This is a genomic window from Pengzhenrongella sicca (assembly GCF_017569225.1).
Taxonomy (GTDB): Bacteria; Actinomycetota; Actinomycetes; order Actinomycetales; family Cellulomonadaceae; genus Pengzhenrongella; species Pengzhenrongella sicca.
In genome coordinates this window covers 2,436,073-2,455,201 of sequence record NZ_CP071868.1, presented here as the reverse complement: position 1 = coordinate 2,455,201, position 19,129 = coordinate 2,436,073, and the positions used below count along the sequence as shown (strand labels likewise).

The following is a 19,129-nucleotide window of genomic DNA, read 5'->3' as shown; positions in this document are numbered from 1 at the left end:
GCCCCACGCGGGCTCGTTCGAGCCGAAGATGGTGCTTCCTGCCAGTGCCGATCAACATCACAACGATTCGGCCTTGAGTGATCGCGGCGACCTGCCGATGTAGCGACGACACGCAGGAGTCGGTCCGCTAAGGCAAGTTGGTGAGACGTTGAAACGATTGGTGCCGCGCCGAAGTGCACGTGCGGGAGCCCCGACTCGCGTCCGCTTCCTGCTGGTCGGTCTCATCGTCGCCTCGCTAGCCCTGTACCTCGGCCCGATCAGGGCGCTCCCGGAGCTTGCCTCGGAGTTCTTCGTTCCGTGGTGGGCGATGGCTCTTGGCTTCGCACTGTCGGGCGCTTTCGTCATCCGCGTGCCGATGGCCCGGAGTGCCTATGCGCACACGCTGCGCGAACTCCCCTCGGTCCTTTCTCTCGTCCTCATCTCGCCCGAGCACTACCTCACCGCATGCCTGGTGGGGAGCGGCCTCATCCTGCTCGTCGTCGACCGGCAACGCGGTAGCAAGTTCCTCTTCAACCTGTCGCTCTTCGCTCTCGAGGTGTGCGTCTCGGTCCTCGTGTTCCGTGGGCTGCTCGGGAGTGGGGAAGCCTCCGACCCACAGGGCTGGTTCGCCGCGGTCATGGCGATGATCGTCGCGGGATTCCTCAGCTGTGTGCTCGTCACCCTGGTGATCTACTTGGCGGGAGACGGCTACAGCTCCGAGATCATGCGGCAGGCCATCCGCTCGGGGGTTCTCGCGTGCGTCGCGAACTGCAGCCTCGCACTGCTGATCGTGGTCCTTCTCGTGCGCATGCCGACGGCGCTGGTCCTGCTTGGTATCGCGATCGCTGTTCTGTATCTGTCGAACCGTGGCTACGTCGCGTTCGTCGCCCGCTACTCCCAGCTTGAGCTGCTCTATCACTTCGTCGGGACCGTCGGGGCGTCGGTCGACCTCGACGTCACCGTGGTGTCCGTGCTCACCGCGGCGCGGGACTTGACGGGGGCGGCACGCGCTGAGCTCTACCTGCCGGCGGACGGGACGCGGGCGGCCGCGCACGTCATCCTGTCCGATCGCGGCATCGAGCCCGGCCCGGCCCGAAGCGGCCCCGGCGCCGTCCCGTGGTGGTCCGAGGCGGAGCTAGGCACGAGCGTCCTGGTCACCAGCGGGCAGAATCGCGACAAGACGAGGCTGCCGGCCGAGCTGACGGACGCGATGGCGGTCGTGGTCCAGGTCGAGGGCGTGGCAGGGGTCCTGATCGTGACCGACCGGCTCTTCGCGGGGAAGACGTTCACCGAGCAGGACCTGCGCCTGTTCGAGGCGCTCGCCGGGCACGCCGCGATCACGATCCAGAACGCGCGGCTGGTCGACGTGATCCAGACCGAGGCGACCAAGCGCGATCGTGAGGCGCGGCACGACCCGCTCACCGGCCTCCCGAACCGGCGGGAGTTCCAGAGCCGGTTCCTGGCGGTCGCGGCCGCCGAGAGCTGCGCCGTCATGATGCTCGACCTCGACGAGTTCAAGGAGATCAACGACACGCTCGGGCACGGCGCGGGCGATCAGGTGCTCCGCGAGATCGGGCGGCGGCTCAAGCTGGCGACCGACGGGGTCGTGGCCCGCCTCGGCGGCGACGAGTTCGCGATCCTGCTCCCCGGGGTGGCCGACCTCAGCGAGGCGCTCGTGCGCGGTCAGTCCCTGCTCGAGGAGATCCGGCGGCCCGTCGCGCTCGACGACGCGAACCTGGCCGTGGGCGCGAGCATCGGCATCGCGATGTACCCGATGCACGGCTCGACGAGCGACACGCTGCTGACCCGGGCCGACGTCGCAATGTACGCCGCGAAGGTCGCAGGCACCGGCATCGCGGTGTACACCCCCGAGCCCGAGAACGGGCGGCACCGCAGGCTGTCGCTCGCGGCCCAGATGGACGCGGCCATCGCCGACGGCGCGATCACGCTCTGGTACCAGCCGAAGACCGACCCTGCGACCGGCCGACTGCTCGGCGTCGAGGCGCTCGTGCGGTGGATCCACCCCGTCTACGGCTTGGTCGCCCCGGCCGAGATCCTGCCCGTCGCGGAGCGGACCGGTCTCGTGCGCCGCCTCACCGATCACCTGCTCGAGACCGCGCTGCGCCAGCAGGCCGTGTGGCTCGCCGCGGGGCTCGACCTGACGGTCGCGGTCAACATCACGACGCGGGACCTGCTCGACGAGACGCTCCCGCTCGTGGTCCAGCGCCTCGTCGCGGAGTCGGGCGGGCGGCCCGAGCGACTCACGCTCGAGATCACCGAGACCGGCATCATGCGCGACTTCGACCGCTGCCTGACGGTCCTGACCGCGGTGGCCGGGACGGGCGTGCGGCTCTCGATCGACGACTTCGGGACCGGCTACTCGTCGCTCGCCTACCTCGAGCGCCTTCCGGTGAGCGAGGTGAAGATCGACCGCAGCTTTGTCGAGCGACTGACCAACCCCACGCACGACCCCACGGTGCTGCTGTCGACGATCGAGATGAGCCACCGGCTCGGCCTGTCCGTGGTCGCCGAGGGTGTCGAGACCCAACCGGTGCTCGACGTGCTGGTCGAGCTCGGCGTCGACGTCGTGCAGGGGTTCCGTGTGGCGCGCCCGATGGCGGCCGCCGACATCGAGCCCTGGAGCCGTGCCGCGGACGGGCGCTCCGCGGTCGCCACGGTCGGCGCGCCTGGCTAGGCTCCGCTGGTCAGCACCCGGACGCGCCGAAAGGTCCTCCCGTCCCCTCGCCCCGACCGCCCCGACCGCCCCGACGGCCCACCCGAGCGGAGCTCGTGCGCACGCTGCGGGCCGCTGGCTGCGTGTTCGCCGAGGACGAGGCGCGGGTGCTCCTGGCATCTGCGCGGACGGACGCCGAGCTCGCCGCGATGGTCGGCCGCCGGACCGCGGGGGAGCCGCTCGAGCACATCGTCGGCTGGGTCGTGTTCTGCGGGCTGCGGATCGCGGTGGAACCGGGCGTCTTCGTCCCGCGCCGGCGCACCGAGCGACTCGTCCGTGAGGCCGCCGCCGTCGTCCGCACGACCGCCCAGGGCACGGCCGTCGTCGCCGACCTCTGCTGCGGAACCGGCGCGGTCGGCGCCGCCCTCGCGGCCACGCTCGAGCCCACGGCGGTGGAGCTGTTCGCCGTCGACCTCGACCCCGCCGCCGTCCGGTGTGCGCGCCGCAATGTCGCCCCGGCCGGCGGGCACGTCTACGCCGGCGACCTGTTCGGTCCGCTGCCGCCGCGGCTGCGCGGTCGCGTCGACGTCGTCGTGGCGAACGCGCCGTACGTCCCGACCGACGCCATCGCGCTGCTGCCGGCCGAGGCGCGCCTGCACGAGCCGAGGCTCGCGCTCGACGGCGGCGCGGACGGGCTCGACGTCCAGCGCCGGGTCGTCGCGGCGGCGCCGCAGTGGTTGACCGCCCGTGGCTTCCTGCTCGTCGAGACGAGCGAGCAGCAGGCGGCGCAGACGGTCGACGCGTTCGCCCGCGCGGGCCTGACGGTCCGGCTCGCGCGGTCCGAGCGCTACGGCTCGGTCGTCGCGATCGGCCGGCGCGTGGGCAACCGGCCCGTTGCGGCGCGCGAACGGCTGCCCTAGGGTCCCGGACATGGGTCCGCTGGTCCGCCGGGCTGCCCTGCGGCTCACGCGCAGCGGGCCGTGGAGCCTGCTCGTCCTCGGTGCGTTCGTGCTGCTCTGCGCCGCGACGGCGGCGGCTCCGCTGTTCGCCTCTGCCGCCGGGAACGCCGCGCTCACGGACCAGCTCACCGCCGTTCCGGCGAACGCGCCGGCCGGCTCGGCGCCCGTCGTCCGGCTCGTCGGCGGCCCCGGAGCGCTCGGCGAGGGCCGGCTCGCCGGTGCGCTCGAGGAGATCCCCGGCCTGGCCCCGGGTGCGGTCACCGCGGCGTCGCTCGGGGTCGAGCAGCGGCAGGGCCTGCCGGGTGAGTTCACTCCGTACGTCGCGGTCGGCGATCGCGTCGAGCGGGCTCGCCTCTTCGGCGACTCCGACCAGCAGGCGGCGCTCGTGCCTGCCGACGGCTCGTCCGGCGAGCCGCGCGCCGAGCCACTTGCCGAGCCTGCCACCGGGGAAGCGGCTGGCGTCTGGCTGCCCCAGCCCGTCGCCGAGCGCCTCGGGGTCGTGGTGGGCGACACCGTCGAGGTGGGCATCCAGGACCATGGCGTGCGCACGGGGGCGCCGGCCCGGGTCGCCGGCGTCTACGCCGTCGATGCCGGCGGCCGGGCCCCGGCCGACCCGGACGGGACCAGGCGCTGGACCTACCGGCGTCCCTTCCTGCCCGTCGACAGCGAGTTCCGCACGCTGCCCGCCTACCTGATCGTCGCGGACGTCCCGACGACGACCGCGCTCGCCGCGGCGATCGGCGACGACCTGCTGTTCGCGCTCGAGGGGCGGCTGGCGGGGGCCGAGCCCACGCTGGCCGAGGTGAGGTCGACCGTCGCGGGGGTCCACGACCTGCAGGTCGAGATCCGCGACCCCGCCATCGCGGGGGAGACGGCGGACCGGGTGCGGCCGCAGGTGGTTACGGGGCTGCCCGAGCTGCTGCGCGCCGCCGACGTCGTCGCGGCCCGGACGGTCGCGTGGACGTCGACGCTCAGCACGGCGGGTGCCGCGCTCGGGCTGATCGCCGTGTTCGCCGTGGCGGTGCTGACCATGGTGCGGCGCACGCTCGAGCTGCGGCACGGCGTCGTCGTCGGACTGCGCCCGGCGACGGTCGGCGCGCTCGCCGCGCTCGAGGTGCTGCTCGTCGCCGCGGCGAGCGCCGCGCTCGGGCTCGTGGTCGCGGTCGCAGTCGTGACGGCGGTCGGGCCGCCCGGCGCGATCACCTCGACCGCGGTGACGGCCGGGGCGGTGCGCGCGGGCGTCGCCGCGCTCGCCGGGGTGCTGATCGTGGGCGTGACGGCGGCGGGGTTCGCCTGGCAGGCCGCGCGCCTGCGCGCGAGCATCGGCGGCGCGCGGGCGGGCTCGTGGGAGCTCGTGCTCGTCGCGGTCGCGGCAACCTCCGTCGTGGGTCTGCTCGTCCGGCCCGCGAGCACCGGCCCGCCGAGCGCGCTCGAGCTCGTCGTGCCCGTGCTCGCGGTGGCCGCGACGGGGGCGGTCGGCGGGCGCCTCGCGCTGCGCCTGGCCGCGATCGGCCGCCGACGCCGGGCGGCCCGGACCGCCCCGGACGCGTGGGCCCGGCGTCCCGCGCGCCTGCTCGCCGCGCGCCGGTTCGCGGCCGGCGGGTCCCCGTCGATCCTGGTGATCACGATCGTCGCCACGGGCCTCGGCCTTCTGACGTACTCGGTGGCCGCCGCGACCTCGGTTCGCCAGGTCGTCGGCGACCGCGCGGCCGTGCTCGCGGGCGCGAGCGCCACGACCGAGATCGAGGTGTCGTGGCTGTTGGACGACGGCGCGGCGCAGCTGCCCTCGCCGCCCGCGGACGACCCGGGCCTGCCGCCCGACCCGGGTCCGGTGCCCGGTGCCCGCACGCCGCCCCTGCCCGCCGGGACGACCGTCGTCTGGCGTGGCCGGACCACGGTTCCCCCGGAGTACACGAACCTCGACCTGCTCGTGATCGATCCCGAGCACTTCGCCGAGGTGGCGAGCTGGGGCACCGGGCCCGAGCTCGCCCGGGCGAAGGCGCTCCTGCCGGCGCTCGCGCGCGCGGACGACACGGTCACTGCCGGGCTCGTCGCCGGGGAGCCCGGCGAGCCCGTCCCCGCGATCGGGGTGGGCGACCTGCCGTCCCGGGCCGGGGACGAGGCGGCGCTGTCGACCCTGACCGACGACGTCCCGATCACGTTCCTCGACGTCGTGCCCGCGTTCCCCGGGCTGGGCGACGCGTTGCCGCTCGTCGTGGTGCCCGCGGACAGCTTCTTCTCCTGGCTCGGCTCGTCCGACCCTCGGGTCAAGCCGCCCGAGGGCACCGGCAAGTTCGACCGCACGCCGACGGCGTACTTCCCGTCGCTGTGGACGAACGGCGACGCGCGGTCGTTCGCAGCGATCCTCGACCCGGCCGGCGTCACGCCTGGCGACACGGAGACCCTCGAGCACGTCGGTCAGCTGCCCGATCTCGTGGCGGCGCGGCGCTCGCTCGGCCTGCAGCTCGCCCTCGGGGTCGCCGTCGGCGCGATCGCGATGCTCGCCCTCGCGATGTTTGCGGACCGGGCGGCGACCCGGTCCCGGGCGGCCGACCTGCTCCTCACCCTCGTCGGGATGGGTCGGGCCGGACCTCGGCGGGCCCGGTCGCTCGAGCTCGCGGCGATGGCGGCGCTCGGCCTGGCGCTCGGCACGCTCGGCGTCGCGCTCGTCGCGCCGCTGGGCGCCCGGCTGCTCGACCCGGGCGGGGGAGCCGCGCCCGGATTCGTCCTGCGGCTCGGTCCGCAGGCGCTGGGGGCGGGGGCTGCGGCCGCCGCGATCGCCGTCGGCGTCGCGGTGGTGGTCGCGACCGCGCGCTCCGCATCGCGCACGTCGCGGTCCGCGGACCGGGGGGTGCTCCGCGATGAGTAGCGTCGGCGCGCGGCGCGGCGCCGCCACCGGGCCCGCGGCCCGCTGCGCGCGGCTGGTCAAGATCTACCCGTCCGCGACCGGCGAGACGCACGCGTTGCGCGGCATCGAGGCGACGTTCCCGGCGGGCGCGCTCACGGCGGTCACGGGCCCGTCGGGCAGCGGCAAGTCCAGCCTGCTGTCGGTGCTCGCGCTGCGCGAACGGCAGAGCGGCGGCGAGCTGTGGATCGGCCCCCGCGCCGTCTCCGCGCTCGGCGCGCGCGCGCTGCGGGACCTGCGCCGCCGCGACGTCGCGTCGGTCGCCCAGCGCCCGACGCACAGCTTGTTCGACCACCTCACCGCGCTCGAGCAGGTCGAGCAGTCCGCCCGACTGCGCGGCGCCGACCTCGCCGACTGCCGGACGCTGCTCGACCGGCTCGGCCTCGCGAACCGCCTGCGGGCCCGCAACCGCGAGCTGTCCGGCGGCGAGCAGCAGCGCCTGGCGGTCGCCGCGGCCGTGATCGGCGTGCCGGGGTTGATCGTGGCCGACGAGCCGACCGCCGAGCTCGACGACGAGTCCTCGCAGCTCGTGCTCGAGGAGCTGCGCCGGTGCGCGAGCCTCGGCGCGGCCGTCGTCTTCGCGACGCACGACCACCGCGGCGTCGTGGCCGCCGACCGCGAGCTGCACCTGCGCTACGGCGTCGTCTCGACCGAGTCCGACGCCGGGGGCCCGGCCACCGCGAGCATCGACTCCACCGGGCGCCTGCAGCTGCCGCCGCAGGCGCTCGCGCTCTTCCCCGAGGGCCGGGCCCGGCTCGTCGTCGAGGGCCGCGGCGTCTGGCTCCTGCCCCCCGGAACGGGGGACTGAGCCGTGCTGGAGCTGGGGACCAGGGCGCAGGACCAGCCGTTGCTGTGGGTCGACCACGTCACGCACCGACTCGGCGGGGCGGGATCGACGCCCGTGCTGCGCGACGTGGAGCTGGTCCTCGCGCCGGGCGAATGGGTCGCGCTCGCCGGCCGGTCCGGCTCCGGAAAGACGACGCTCTGCCACCTCGTCGCCGGCATGGGCACCCCCACGGCGGGCCGCATCCTGATTGACTCCGTGCCCGCGGACCGGATCGAGGACTGGGCCGTCGTCTCGCTGCTGCCCCAGCGGCTGGCGCTCGCCGAGGAGCTGTCGGTCGCGGAGAACCTGCTGCTCCCGCTGAACCTGCGGGCGCGCCACGGGGTTGGCGGGGCGGGCGGGGCTGGCGGGGCCGGCCGGGCGGGCCTGGGAGAGCAGCTGATCGAGACGCTCGGGCTGGCCGGGCTGGCCGACCGGCTCGTCGGGCAGACCTCGCTGGGCGAGCAGCAGCGGACGGCGCTCGGGCGCGCGCTCGCCCTCGGTCCTCGCCTCGCGGTGCTCGACGAGCCGACCGGCCACCAGGACGACGAGCACGTCGACCGGGTCCTGGCCGCGCTCAGCCTCGTGCACGAGCGGGGGACGGCGATCCTGGTCGCGACGCACGACGAACGCATGTGGCGGGCCGCGGGCCGGGTGCTCACGATCCACGAGGGGCAGCTCACCTAACGGCTGCGGTCATCCGCACCGCTCAGCTCACCGCGCTGGGTGGGGAACCGCAGCGACGCGCCTGGTGCTGGAGTGACCACAGTGTCGAACGGGGTGCCCCAGGAGTCACATCGGCCCCACCAGTCACTCGCGCGTCGGTCCGGTCCACCCGCACCCATCGCCGCGGGCCGCTCGCCGTCCTGCGGGGGCCTGGGGCAGCCCGCGAGGGCCCGACCGGCCCCGTCCGCGCGGAGCATGTGACGGGTGATGCTGGTGGGGAAGCTGGGACGTCTCAGGAGGCACTCGGGGCTACTCAGGTCACATGCTCCGCGCGGAGGCGTGCGCTCGAGCCCGGCCCGAGGGTGGCGCCACCGGTGCGCGGGCTACCGGCGCGCCCTCTAGGGCCGGCGGCGCAGCCGATCCCGCAGCGGGCGCCCGTCCGGGTCGTAGACGCTCGCGTACAGCGGGGTCGCCCACAGCCGCTGGATCGCCGTGGTCGGCACCGTTCGGTGCGCGCGCACGCGCCCCGGCGGCCGCGGTCCGGCGCCGCCGTCGGCGTGCCACGCGGCGAGCGTGCGCGCGCTGCGGGCGAACGCGTCCGCGGCGTCTGCCGGGTCCAGGAGGTCGGCGACGTCGTCGGGGGCCCGGCCCAGGTGCTCGCACGCGAGCGCGAGCCGCAGGTTCCGGGCGAACTCGCGGGCGCCCTCGCCGCGCCCGGCCGGGTCGCGCGGCTCGCGGAGATCGTGGGCCTCGTCGACGACGGCGACCGACAGCTCGCTGTCGTGCGTCCACGACCTGCGGTTGAGGTTGTCCGAGCCCACGATCGCCCAGAGGTCGTCGACGATCACGACCTTGGAGTGCACGTAGATCGGCGTGCCGGCCTCGTTCTCGAGGTCGACGACCTGGAACCGCTCGCCGCCGGCCTCGGTGCACGTGCGCAGCGCGTCCCGGCGAGCCATCGCCGAGGGCACCCGCGTGATCGCGCCGTCGTTGTCGGAGTACCGGGGCACGACGGCGATGACGCGCAGCCCGGGGTTGGCGCGCAGCGCGCCGGCGAGCGCGTCGGCCACCGGCCGCGACCACAGGTACTGGTCCTCGAGGTAGATCAGGCTGCGCGCCCGGGCGAACGCCTTGAGCAGCGCGTGCGCGATGCTCCGCTCGCCGTGCGGGGCGAACGGGTAGCGCCGGAACCGCGCCGGATAGGTCCGCAGCACCTGGACGGCGTGCCCTCCCGGCCGGCTGGTGTCGACCCACGGGAGCGGGGGCAGCAGCACGGGCGCCGTCGCGCCCAGGTGGTACGCGCCGTCGTAGAGCTGGCGCACGCGCGCGGGCGCCTCGAGGGTGCTCGCGCCGTTCCAGCGCTCCTGGAACGTGTGCTCGAGCTCGCGAACGGCCGGCCCGTGGACCTCGACCTGCAGGTCGTGCCACGGCGGGCGCGCGCCGTAGCGCAGGGGGAACGGCACGGCTTGGGGGTCGCCGTCGTGTGCCGGGTCGTCGTTGCGGCTGTGGCTGAGGTCGATGCCGCCGACGAAGGCGACGTCGCGCTCGGGGGCGGCCGCGCTGCGGACGACGACGAGCTTCTGGTGGTGGCTCCCCGCGATCCGGGTCCGCCCGTCCAGCAGCACCTGGCCGCCGGCGGCGCCGACCCGCTCGGCGAAGTCAGAGTTGGCGTCCGAGGACTGGCGCAGCAGGCGCGCCGGGGCGCGCCAGAGCAGGCCGAAGACGCCGGCGCCGCGGGTCGCCGCGCCGCTGAGCACGGCGCTGACCTCGCTGCCCGGGCCGTCGAGCCGCTCGTCCATGTCGCCGCGGAAGTCGAGGAAGCACACCTGGTCGCCGGGTCCGGCGGCCCCGAGCACGGCGTTCAGCCGCGCGAAGTAGGCGTGTCCGTCGATCAGCGGCTGGACGAGGTTCCCGGTGGTCCACCCGCGCAGCGCGGTCGCCGGGTTGGCGCGTTCGGCATCGGTCACGAACCACGCGCCGGCGGCCGGATCGGCCGCCGGCGCATCGTTCCCGGCCGACCCGGGCGGGTCGACGGGGGACTTGGTCGCGTCTGCTCGCATCCCTGTCAGTGTGACCCACGGGCGGAGCACCGGGGCTCAGATCGCGGACTCGCCGCCGACGTCGGCCTTCGTCGCCCGGACCAGGACGAGGGAGATCGGCGTGATGAGCACGAGGAACAGCGCCGCCCACGCGAAGGCGTGGGTGTACCCGGCGACGAGCGCGTCGAGCGGGGCGGTCGGCGAGCTCGGGTCGGCCGGGATGAACGCCGCGGTGGCCGTCAGCGAGATCGTGCTGAACAGCGCGGTGCCGAGCGACCCGCCGATCTGCTGCGCCGCGTTGACGAGCGCACTGGCGGCGCCCGAGTCGTGGGGATCGACCCCGAGCAGCGCGATGTTCTGCAGCGGGACGAAGATCATCCCGAGGCCGAGGCCGAGCAGCAGCATGCCCGGCAGCACGTCGGCCGCGTACGAGCCCGCGGTCTCGAGCTGGGTGAGGTAGAGCAGCCCCGCGGCCGCGACGACCGGCCCGACGGCGAGCAGCGGCCGCGGCCCGATCTTCGGCATCAGCTGCGCGGACACGGCTGCCGTCACCATGATGGCGGCCGTCATGGGCAGCGAGGCGAGGCCCGCCGCGATGGGCTCGTAGGCGAGCACGATCTGCAGGTAGAAGGTGAGGAAGAGCAGCCCGCCGATCATCGCGGTCCCCGTCAGCAGCGCGGCCAGGAAGGCCCCGGCGCGGTCCCGCTGGGCGGCGATGTGCAACGGCAGGAGGGGGTGGTCCGAGCGCGCCTCGACCAGGACGAACAGCGCGAGGAGCACGACGCCGAGGCCGATGAACCCGAGCGCCGGGCCGCTGGTCCAGCCGTTCTCCGCCTCAGTGAACCCGTAGACGAGCGACCCGAGGCCGACAGCCACGAGCACGACGCCGGGCCAGTCGTACCGCGTGTTCCCGGTGGCGCGGCTCTCGACGATCAGCCGCGAACCCGCGACGACGGCGATGATCGCGACGGGAACGTTGACCAGCAGGCACCAGCGCCACGAGGCGTACTCGGTGAGCAGCCCGCCGAGCACGAGGCCGAGCGCGGCGCCACCGCCGGCGATCGCGCCGAAGACGGCGAACGCCTTGCCGCGGTCGCGGCCGGTCGGGAACGTGACGGTCAGGATCGCGAGCGCGGCCGGGGCGAGCAGTGCGGCGAACACGCCCTGCAGCGCGCGGGCGGCGAGCAGCTCGGTCTGGCTCTGGGCGAGCCCGCCGACGATCGACGCGAGCGCGAAGCCGACCATCCCGGTGAGGAACGCGCGCTTGCGTCCCCAGAAGTCGGCGATCCGCCCGCCGAGCAGCAGCAGGGCGCCGAACGCGAGCGCGTAGCCCGTGACGACCCACGACCGGCTCGCGTCGGTGAGGCCGAGGTCGGCCTGCGCGCTCGGCAGCGCGATGTTCACGATCGTCCCGTCGAGCACGACCATGAGCTGCGCGAGGGCGATGACCGCGAGCACCCACCAGCGGCGCGAGCCGTGCGCGGCGGTCGTCTCGATCGGGTCGTACTTCTCGTAGTCGCCGGCCGGCTCAAGCGTGGGGGAGTGAGTCGGGGGCAAAGTGCGGGAGGGCAAGGTGAAGCCTTTCTCAACTGCGAGGGGGGAAGGTGTCAGCCTAGGTCCGCGTCTTCGCCCTAGACAACTAGATGGTTGGGTGTCCTTGCTCACGCGCCGGGTAGTCTTCCGCCGTGACCACCCCGGGCGCTCAGACCAAGGCGCGCATCCTGGCTGCGGGGCGAGCCGAGTTCGCGAGCTTCGGCTTCGCGGGAGCGCGGATCGACCGGATCGCCGACGCCGCGTCGGTCAACAAGGAGCGGATCTACGCCCACGTCGGCGACAAGCAGGTGCTGTTCGCGGCCGTTGTCGCCGCGAACTCCGCGGAGCTGTATCGGACCATCGCGCTCGACGCGGCCGACCTGCCCGGGTCGGCGGGCCGCATCTTCGACCACCTCACGGCGCAGCCCGAGAACCTGCGCATCCTCGACTGGGCGCGGCTCGAGGGGCTCGACGAGATCGCGGCGACGTTCGACCTGCGTCACCCGGACCGCGCCGCGCTGCTCGACTCCATCGCCCAGTCGCAGCGCGCGGGGCTGGTGCGCGCCGACGTCAGCCCGAACGACGTGCTCGTCTCGATCTTCGCGATCGCGACCGCCTGGATGCACGCGCCGCGTCACCTGGTCGAGGCCCAGGTCTCACCCGAGGGCGCCCGGCGCGCGCTCGTGGTCGAGTCCGTCCGGCGGATCGTCGCGCCGTAGCCGGCCGTCCTGCCGTAGCCGGCCGTCGCGCCGTAGCCGGCCGTCAGCTCCGCGCGACGAGCACGGGGCAGGGGGCGTGCAGGACCACCGTGTGACTCACCGAGCCGAGCAGCATCCGGGCGATCCCGTGGCGGCCGCGGCTGCCGACCACGACCATCCGCGCCCCGCGCGCCGCGTCGAGCAGTGCGCGCGCCGGCTGGTCGTGCACCAGCTTCTGGTGGATCACGAGATCCGGATACCGCTCGCCGAGGCCCGCAACCGCCTCGGCGAGGATGACGCGGCGGCTCTCCTCGACCCACGCGTCGTCGGACTCGGTGACGATGTCGACGGACATGAACGCCAGCGGGGTGTGCCAGGCGTGCAGCACGGTGAGCTCCTGCCCGAAGCGGTCGGCCTCCGCGGCGGCCAGCGCGACCGCGCCCATCGACTCGGCCGATCCGTCCGACCCGACGACGACCCCGGTCCCGACCTCGGCGGCGCCCTCCGGGACGACGAGCACCGGGCAGTGCGAACCTGCGGCGATCTGGTAGCTCAGCGAGCCGGCGAAGGCCCGCTCCATCAGGCCGAGGGGCCGCGAGCCGACGACGACGAGGGCGGCCTGCGACGAGGCGTCCGTGAGCGCTTTGGCGGCGCCGCCGTGCGCGAGCACGGCGTTGATCACGAGTTCCGGCGCGACGGCGAGCGCGCGTTCGGTCGAGACCTTGAGCAGCGAGGTCGCCGCCTGCTCGATCGCGTCGTCGTACTCGATGTCGACGCTGGCGTACGGATCGCCCGTCGCGCAGACGATGCTGAGCTCGACCTTGCGGGCCGCCGCAATCGTGGCGGCCCAGACCAGCGCTTGAGCGCTCGACGGTGTTCCTTCGACCCCGACGACGACCGTGCGTGCCATGGCCCTGCTCCTTCCGGAACGTGCTCGTGGGCTCAATCTTCGCGCTCGTCCGGTCGACGACCAGGGCCTTTGGTCGCATATGTCCGGTGCGCGACCGGCTCCCAGGGGGTCGGTCGGTGCGTCGGCCGGGCCGTCAGTCGCGGGCGGTCAGTCGCGCTGCGAGCGCTGCCGCACCGGCGGCGGCCAGCCCGAGGACGACGGCGCGCCGCACCGTCGCGCGATCCGTCGGCTTCTCGCGGCGCGCCCGAGAGTCGCCCCCACGCTCCGCGGACCAGTTGAGCACTCGGTCGGGGTCGATGAGCTGACGGGCCGCGGCTGTCGACATGGGCTCTCCTCGATGTGACCGTTGTGGTGGGGCACCGCTGTGGGCGGGGACGACGACGTCACGGGAGGTCCGCGGTCCTGGTGGGCGCGCAGTGCGGGGAGATGCGCGGTGGTGTGACGTCATCGTGGCAGGCGTTGCGGCTTCAGTCAAGCGGTGCTGACTTGCTGTCATTTGAGGTTGACACCCGCCGCAGGCGGCGTCGGAGATGTCCTGGCATGTGGGTGATTGTCCTTGACAGTGCCCGCGGGCGGCGGCGACCGTGAAAGACGCCGGGCCCGTCGATGGGCGCCGAGTCTGTGATCGTCCATGAAGGGCCACGCCATGGTTATTCACGTCGAGACTGCGGCGTGCTCGCTTCGAGGGGCGCTCCGCCGGATCGCCTCTGTGCTCGTCGTCGCGGGCCTTGCTGTCCTCGCGCCCGCGGCGGCGTTGCCGGCGGCGGCGGCGCCCGCGGCGGCGTTGCCCGCGGCGGCGGCGCCCGCGGGCGCGGCGCCGACGGTTCGCCTGGTCGTGACCGCCCCGCCGACGGCGACTGCCGGTGCCCCCTTCGCGCTGTCGGTCACGGCGAAGGACGCTGCCGGCGCGATCACCGGCGCCTACCGGGGCACCGTCGTGTTCAGCAGCGACGATCACCGCACGCCGGTGCTCCCGCTCGCGTACACGTTCACGGCGGCGGACAAGGGGTCCCACACGTTCACCGGGGTGTCGCTGCGCACCGCGGGGGCCCGGACCGTGACCGCGAAGGACGGCCGGTCGGCGTCGATCACGGGCACGTCCCGGCCGATCACGCTCGCCCCTGGCCCGACGACGCGCCTGGCCGTCACGACCGCGCCGACCGCGACGGCGGGGGTCGCGACCTCGCTCACGGTGATGGCCAAAGACGCCTACTACAACGTGATCAGCGGCTACCGGGGGGCGGTCGCGTTCACCAGCACGGACCCGCGCAACCCGGTGCTGCCCGCGACCTACCGGTTCACGGCGGCCGACCGGGGCATGCACGTGTTCACCGGCGTGGTGCTGCACGCCGCGGGGGTGCGCACCGTGACGGCGACCGACGCCGGCGTCTCCTCCATCGCCGGTCGGACCGCGCCGATCACGGTGAGCGCCGGTGCCGCGGCCAAGCTCACGGTGTCCGCCCCGGCGACCGCAGTCGCCGGCGCCCGGTTCGCGTTCTCGGTCGGGGCGCTCGACACCTGGGACAACCCCGCGACGTCCTACCGCGGCACGGTCGCTTTCGCCAGCACGGACAGGGCGGCCGTCATCACGCCCGCGCAGCACCGGTTCGACGCGAGCGACGCCGGAACCTACACGGTCCCGGCCGGCTCGGGCGCGGTGCTGGCGACGGCAGGCGCGCAGCAGCTCACGGCCGCGGACGTGGCGAGCGCGGCGATCGCCGGCGCCGCGACCGTGACCGTGCAGCCCGCGCCCGTCGCCGGCCTGCAGGCGTTCTCGTGGGGCGCGAACGGCTTCGGCGCCGTCGGCGACGGGACGCTGACCGATCGCCCCGCCCCCGTCCAGGTCGGCTCGACCCAGCGGTGGACGTCGGTGGCTGCGGGCGCCAACCACACCGTCGCGGTCCGCGCCGACGGGTCGCTGTGGGCGTGGGGCTACAACAACGACGGCCAGCTCGGCGACGGGACGCTCACGGCGCGGCGAGCGCCGGTGCGGGTCGGCACGGCGACAAACTGGGCCACGGCGGCGGCCGGGTACGGGCACACGCTCGCGATCACGACCGGTGGCACCCTGTGGTCCTGGGGCCTGGACGACCTCGGCCAGCTCGGCGACGGGTCGACGACCGGCGTCTCCCGCACGGCGCCGCGGCAGGTCGGGACCGACACGCGGTGGGTCTCGGTGGCGGCCGGGTTCTACCACTCCCTCGCGATCAAGTCCGACGGCACGCTGTGGGCCTGGGGCTACAACGGCACCGGGCAGCTCGGCCTCGGCTCGTTCGATCCGCAGGCGGCGCCGGTCCAGGTCGGCACCGCCGCGAACTGGAAGTCCGTCGCGACAGGGCCGGGCCACACGGTCGCCGTGACGACCGACGGGACGCTCTGGACGTGGGGGAGCAACGACTACGGCGAGCTCGGCGACGGCACCACCTCGGGCGAGTCCCCGCGGCTCACGCCAGGGCAGGTGGGCTCGGCGACCGATTGGGCCGCGGCGGTGGCGGGCAACGGGCACACCGCGGCCGTGCGGTCGGACGGCACGCTGTGGGCGTGGGGCTTCAACGCCTACGGGCAGCTCGGCGACGGCACCACGACGGACCGGCTGACGCCGACCCGGATCGGCACCGACGCCGGCTGGTCCTCCGTCGCCTCGAGCCACTGGCACACGGCGGCGTTGCGGTCCGACGGCAGCCTGTGGGCGTGGGGTGCCAACGGCTCCGGCCAGCTCGGCGACGGCACCACGACGGACCGGCCGTCGCCGACCCGGATCGGCACCGGGACCGGCTGGGCGTCCGTCGTCGCGGGACTGCTGCACACGGTCGGCCTGCGGTCCTGAGCCCGGCGTCTCGCGTTCGCCCGTAGCGAGCGGGGCGTGCCGGCACGCCGCGGGGGTGCGAACCTGGTTCGCATGACCGCGACCGGCGATGTGCTCAACCAGGTGATCCCGTCCCTCGTCCAGCTTGCGCGGCGCCCGGGCGGGGTGCTCTTGCGGCTGGCGGGCGCGTCGATCGCGCTGCTCGCGCTGCTCGGCGCCGGCTACGTCCGGGCGGGTGACGGCGCGAGCTCGTGGATCCCGCTGGCCCTGGCGGCCCTGCTCGCCGTCCCGGTCGTCTTGCTCGCCGTTCGGCGCGAGCGGTTGCAGGCGCGCACGGCGGAGCTCGCGGCGCACCGCACCATCTCTGGTGCATCTGGTGCATCTGGTGCATCTGGTGCATCTGGTGCATCTGGTGCATCTGGTGCATCCGGCGCCTCCCGCGGCCCCGGTCGCGCCGGCCCCGGCACCGGCACCGACGGCGTCGTCGTCATCGCCAGTGGGTCGACGGGCGATCCGCGCGGGACCTCCCAACCCGACCCGCGGTGGGACCCGCTGCGGGACGAGATGGACGTGCTGACCGCGGCCATGGCGGAGAACAGCCTGCGCACCGCCCGGTTCTTCCCCCGCATCGAGGCGGCGCAGCGCGCGGGGCTGCTCGCCGCCGGCGGTCCGGTCAACGCCCCCTACCTGCGCGACGACCTGCGGATCACGATCGCCGCGCTCGTGGGCACGGTCGTCGCGATCCCGCTCGCGGCGCTCGGCTCGATCGTGACCGCGATCCTGCTGCTGTGATCCCGCGGCGCTGATCTCGCCCATGGCGCACGGCTACGTCCACGAACCGAGCACCTCCACCGCCTGCTGGTACCGCGAGTACCGCGCGGCGTAGTGCTCGGACGCCGCCGGTCGCGGCTCGTACACGCGCATCGGCGGCATGAGGTGCTTCAGGCCCGAGTCGAGGCTGTCGAACAGGCCCGCCCCGAGCCCGGCCACGACCGACGCGCCCAGGGCACCTAGCTGCTCGCCCAACGGCACCTCGACCCTGCGCCCGAGCACGTCGGCAAACATCTGCGCCCACGCGCTGCTCTGTGCCGCGCCGCCCGAGAGGCTGACCGGGGTGTCGCTGCCTCCGCTCGCCGCGAGCCGGTCTAGGTGCCGGTGGTGCTCCATGCACACACCCTCGGCGATCGCGTGCAACAGGTTGTTCTCGTCGTTCCACGACGCGACGCCGATCCACGCCGCCCTGGCCCCGGGCTCGTCCCGGCTGCCGTCGAGAAACGGGAGAAACATGGGGTCGTCGGGCCGCAGGCGCACCGACGTGATCCGGTCGAGGCTCGACTCGTACACGTCGCGATGCGCCTGGCGCGCCTGCGCGCGCAGGCCGGTCAGTCCGTGGTCGACGGCCCACGACAACGAGCTCGCCGACGTCGGGCTGGCCTCGATCATCAGCGCCCGGTGCAGGCCGATCGACAGGCAGGCCGCGAACGGGGCGATGCTCTCGACGACGCCGCCGGGCTGCAGCGCCTCGCGGGGGACGAGCAGCTGGTTGACGCTCCAGGTGCCTGCGGCGACGCACATCTTCGACCCGTCGAGGATGCCCGAGCCGAGGTGCAGCGCGACGTTGTCCACGAGGCCGGCGATCACCGGCGTCCCCGCCGGGATTCCCGTGACCTCGGCGGCCGCGCGTGTCACGTTGCCGACGACGTCCTCGGGCAGGCTCGCAGGCTTGAGCAGGCGGCGCTGACGTTCGAGGCCGAGCTCGGAGAGCACATCGGCGGAGTAGTCGAGGCTGAGGTTGTCGAGCAGCCCGTTGCAGCTCTGGTCCGTCAGCTCCGTGCCCACGACGCCGGTCAGCTGGACGCGCAGGAAGTCCTTGCACATGAGCGCGGCGTCCGAGCCGTCGAGCGCCCCGGCCTCGTGCTCCTGGAGCCACGCGAGGATCGCGGCCGGCTGGCCCGGCCAAAGCCCGTTGCGGGTCGTCGCGAAGAGCCGCTCGTGCTTTCCGGCGGCCTTCCACCCCCGGACGATCGACGTCGCGCGCACGTCCGAGGACAGGACGGCGTCCCGGGTCGGCCGGCCGGCCGCGTCGACCAGGTACAGGCCGTTGCCGTGCCCGGTCACCCCCACCGCGGCGATCCTGTCTCCCCGTCCCGGCAGCGCGTCGATCGCCTCGCGCGTGGCGGCGGCCAGCTCCTGCCACATCAGCAGCGGGTCGCGCTCGTTGTGCCCCGGCGCGGCGTGCTGCACCGGGACCGGGCGCCCCCGACTGATCGACTGCCCGGAGGTCACGTCGAACAACGACGCCTTGACGAACGACCCGCCAGAGTCCAGGCCGACGACGACGTCACGTGGCATCCGCGCCCCCGTGCACCACCGCGCGTAGCCGAGCGCTGACCAGCGCGCTGTCTGTGCGTTGCCAGACGTTGCGGCCGTAGATGACGCCGCGCGCTCCCGCCGCCAACGCGTCCGCCGTGAACCCGACGAGGGCGCCGACGTCGTCGACCGTGGGCCCGCCCAGGACGAGGACGGGCACCGGGCACCCGGCGACGACGTCGCGCATGCTCGCCAGGTCGCCGACGTACTCCGTCTTCACGGCGTCGGCGCCAAGCTCGGCCGCGATGCGCACCGCAGTCGCGACGAGCTGCGGGTCGCGTGGATCGGGCGCCTGCGACCCCCACGGCACCGCCTCCACGATGAGCGGAACCCCCACGCGCCGCGCGGCCTCGGCCGTCCGCGCGACGGCCTCGACGTTCGTCCCCCACGTGCGCTGCTCCTCGTGGCCGAGGATGAGGAACATGACCAACGCGTCCGCACCGAGCGCGACGGCCTCCTCGGCACGGGCGATCACGCGGAACTCCTCCCCGCGGCCCCGCGCGAAGCCGGCGATGAACGGGAAGTCCACTCGGCACACGATCGCGGGGCCGCCGCGGTAGGCGAGCAGGTGCCCGTGCTGCTTGATCAGTCCGGGGCTGAGCAGGATCGCGTCGGCGCCGGCCGCGGCGATGGCGGTGACCGTCGCGGCCGAGTCGACCGCGTACGGCTCGGGTCCGCCCGCGAGCGTGCGGTCGAACGCGACCATGAACGAGCGGTGCGAGGTCGCGTCGAAGAGCCGGCGCAGGCGGAGCGAGGACCCAGACACG

The 19,129-nt window shown here is 74.5% G+C and carries 14 protein-coding genes; 8 read left to right on the top strand and 6 right to left on the bottom strand.

Annotated features, from left to right (window positions below; all coding sequences use genetic code 11):
• Positions 1–307: 307 nt before the first annotated feature.
• The 5 genes from J4E96_RS11210 to J4E96_RS11190 all read left to right on the top strand — a co-directional run bounded on the left by J4E96_RS11210 (position 308) and on the right by J4E96_RS11190 (position 8,027).
• Positions 308–2,674 (top strand): putative bifunctional diguanylate cyclase/phosphodiesterase, encoded by a 2,367-nt coding sequence (locus tag J4E96_RS11210; protein WP_227422193.1) that lies wholly within the window; start codon positions 308–310, stop codon positions 2,672–2,674.
• A 95-nt stretch (positions 2,675–2,769) separates the two neighbouring features.
• Complete coding sequence (locus J4E96_RS11205; RefSeq protein ID WP_227422192.1) at positions 2,770–3,573, top strand: putative protein N(5)-glutamine methyltransferase; 804 nt, start codon at positions 2,770–2,772, stop codon at positions 3,571–3,573.
• A gap of 10 nt (positions 3,574–3,583) precedes the next feature.
• Positions 3,584–6,481 carry a hypothetical protein gene (locus tag J4E96_RS11200; protein WP_227422191.1) on the top strand — a complete coding sequence of 966 codons (2,898 nt, stop codon included), beginning with the start codon at positions 3,584–3,586 and terminating at the stop codon, positions 6,479–6,481.
• Positions 6,474–7,325 (top strand): ATP-binding cassette domain-containing protein, encoded by an 852-nt coding sequence (locus J4E96_RS11195; protein ID WP_227422190.1) that lies wholly within the window; start codon positions 6,474–6,476, stop codon positions 7,323–7,325. The genes J4E96_RS11200 and J4E96_RS11195 overlap by 8 nt, the downstream gene beginning before the upstream one ends.
• Before the next feature lie 3 nt (positions 7,326–7,328).
• Positions 7,329–8,027: an ABC transporter ATP-binding protein gene (locus tag J4E96_RS11190; RefSeq protein WP_227422189.1), complete on the top strand. Its 699-nt coding sequence runs from the start codon at positions 7,329–7,331 to the stop codon at positions 8,025–8,027.
• Between the two features lie 377 nt (positions 8,028–8,404).
• Here the strand turns inward: J4E96_RS11190 and J4E96_RS11185 are convergent, their stop codons facing one another.
• Together J4E96_RS11185 and J4E96_RS11180 are read right to left on the bottom strand one after the other, a co-directional pair.
• Complete coding sequence (locus tag J4E96_RS11185) at positions 8,405–10,066, bottom strand: phospholipase D family protein (protein ID WP_227422188.1); 1,662 nt, start codon at positions 10,064–10,066, stop codon at positions 8,405–8,407.
• Positions 10,067–10,102: 36 nt separating this feature from the next.
• Positions 10,103–11,617, bottom strand: a complete 1,515-nt coding sequence (locus tag J4E96_RS11180) for an MFS transporter (protein ID WP_227422187.1) — start codon at positions 11,615–11,617, stop codon at positions 10,103–10,105.
• A gap of 113 nt (positions 11,618–11,730) precedes the next feature.
• On the opposite strand from J4E96_RS11180, the gene J4E96_RS11175 reads away from it, so the two are divergent.
• The gene (locus J4E96_RS11175; RefSeq protein WP_227422186.1) at positions 11,731–12,297 is read left to right on the top strand and encodes a TetR family transcriptional regulator; all 567 of its coding nucleotides are present in this window, start codon (positions 11,731–11,733) and stop codon (positions 12,295–12,297) included.
• Positions 12,298–12,340: 43 nt separating this feature from the next.
• Here J4E96_RS11175 and J4E96_RS11170 read toward each other — a convergent pair whose 3' ends face one another.
• On the bottom strand, positions 12,341–13,186 hold the full coding sequence (locus J4E96_RS11170) for a universal stress protein (RefSeq protein WP_227422185.1): 846 nt from the start codon (positions 13,184–13,186) through the stop codon (positions 12,341–12,343).
• 133 nt (positions 13,187–13,319) lie between these two features.
• The gene (locus J4E96_RS11165; protein WP_227422184.1) at positions 13,320–13,511 is read right to left on the bottom strand and encodes a hypothetical protein; all 192 of its coding nucleotides are present in this window, start codon (positions 13,509–13,511) and stop codon (positions 13,320–13,322) included.
• 306 nt (positions 13,512–13,817) lie between these two features.
• On the opposite strand from J4E96_RS11165, the gene J4E96_RS11160 reads away from it, so the two are divergent.
• Positions 13,818–16,013 carry an RCC1 domain-containing protein gene (locus tag J4E96_RS11160; protein ID WP_227422183.1) on the top strand — a complete coding sequence of 732 codons (2,196 nt, stop codon included), beginning with the start codon at positions 13,818–13,820 and terminating at the stop codon, positions 16,011–16,013.
• Between the two features lie 72 nt (positions 16,014–16,085).
• A complete protein-coding gene (locus tag J4E96_RS11155) occupies positions 16,086–16,784 on the top strand; it encodes a hypothetical protein (RefSeq protein WP_227422182.1) in 699 nt (232 codons plus the stop codon).
• 33 nt (positions 16,785–16,817) lie between these two features.
• Here J4E96_RS11155 and J4E96_RS11150 read toward each other — a convergent pair whose 3' ends face one another.
• Both J4E96_RS11150 and J4E96_RS11145 read right to left on the bottom strand, forming a co-directional pair.
• Entirely contained in the window at positions 16,818–18,344 is a 1,527-nt protein-coding gene (locus J4E96_RS11150; protein WP_227422181.1) for an FGGY-family carbohydrate kinase, read from the bottom strand.
• Positions 18,334–19,128, bottom strand: coding sequence for a class I fructose-bisphosphate aldolase (locus J4E96_RS11145; RefSeq protein ID WP_227422180.1), 795 nt, complete (start codon positions 19,126–19,128; stop codon positions 18,334–18,336). The genes J4E96_RS11150 and J4E96_RS11145 overlap by 11 nt, the downstream gene beginning before the upstream one ends.
• Position 19,129: the final 1 nt, after the last annotated feature.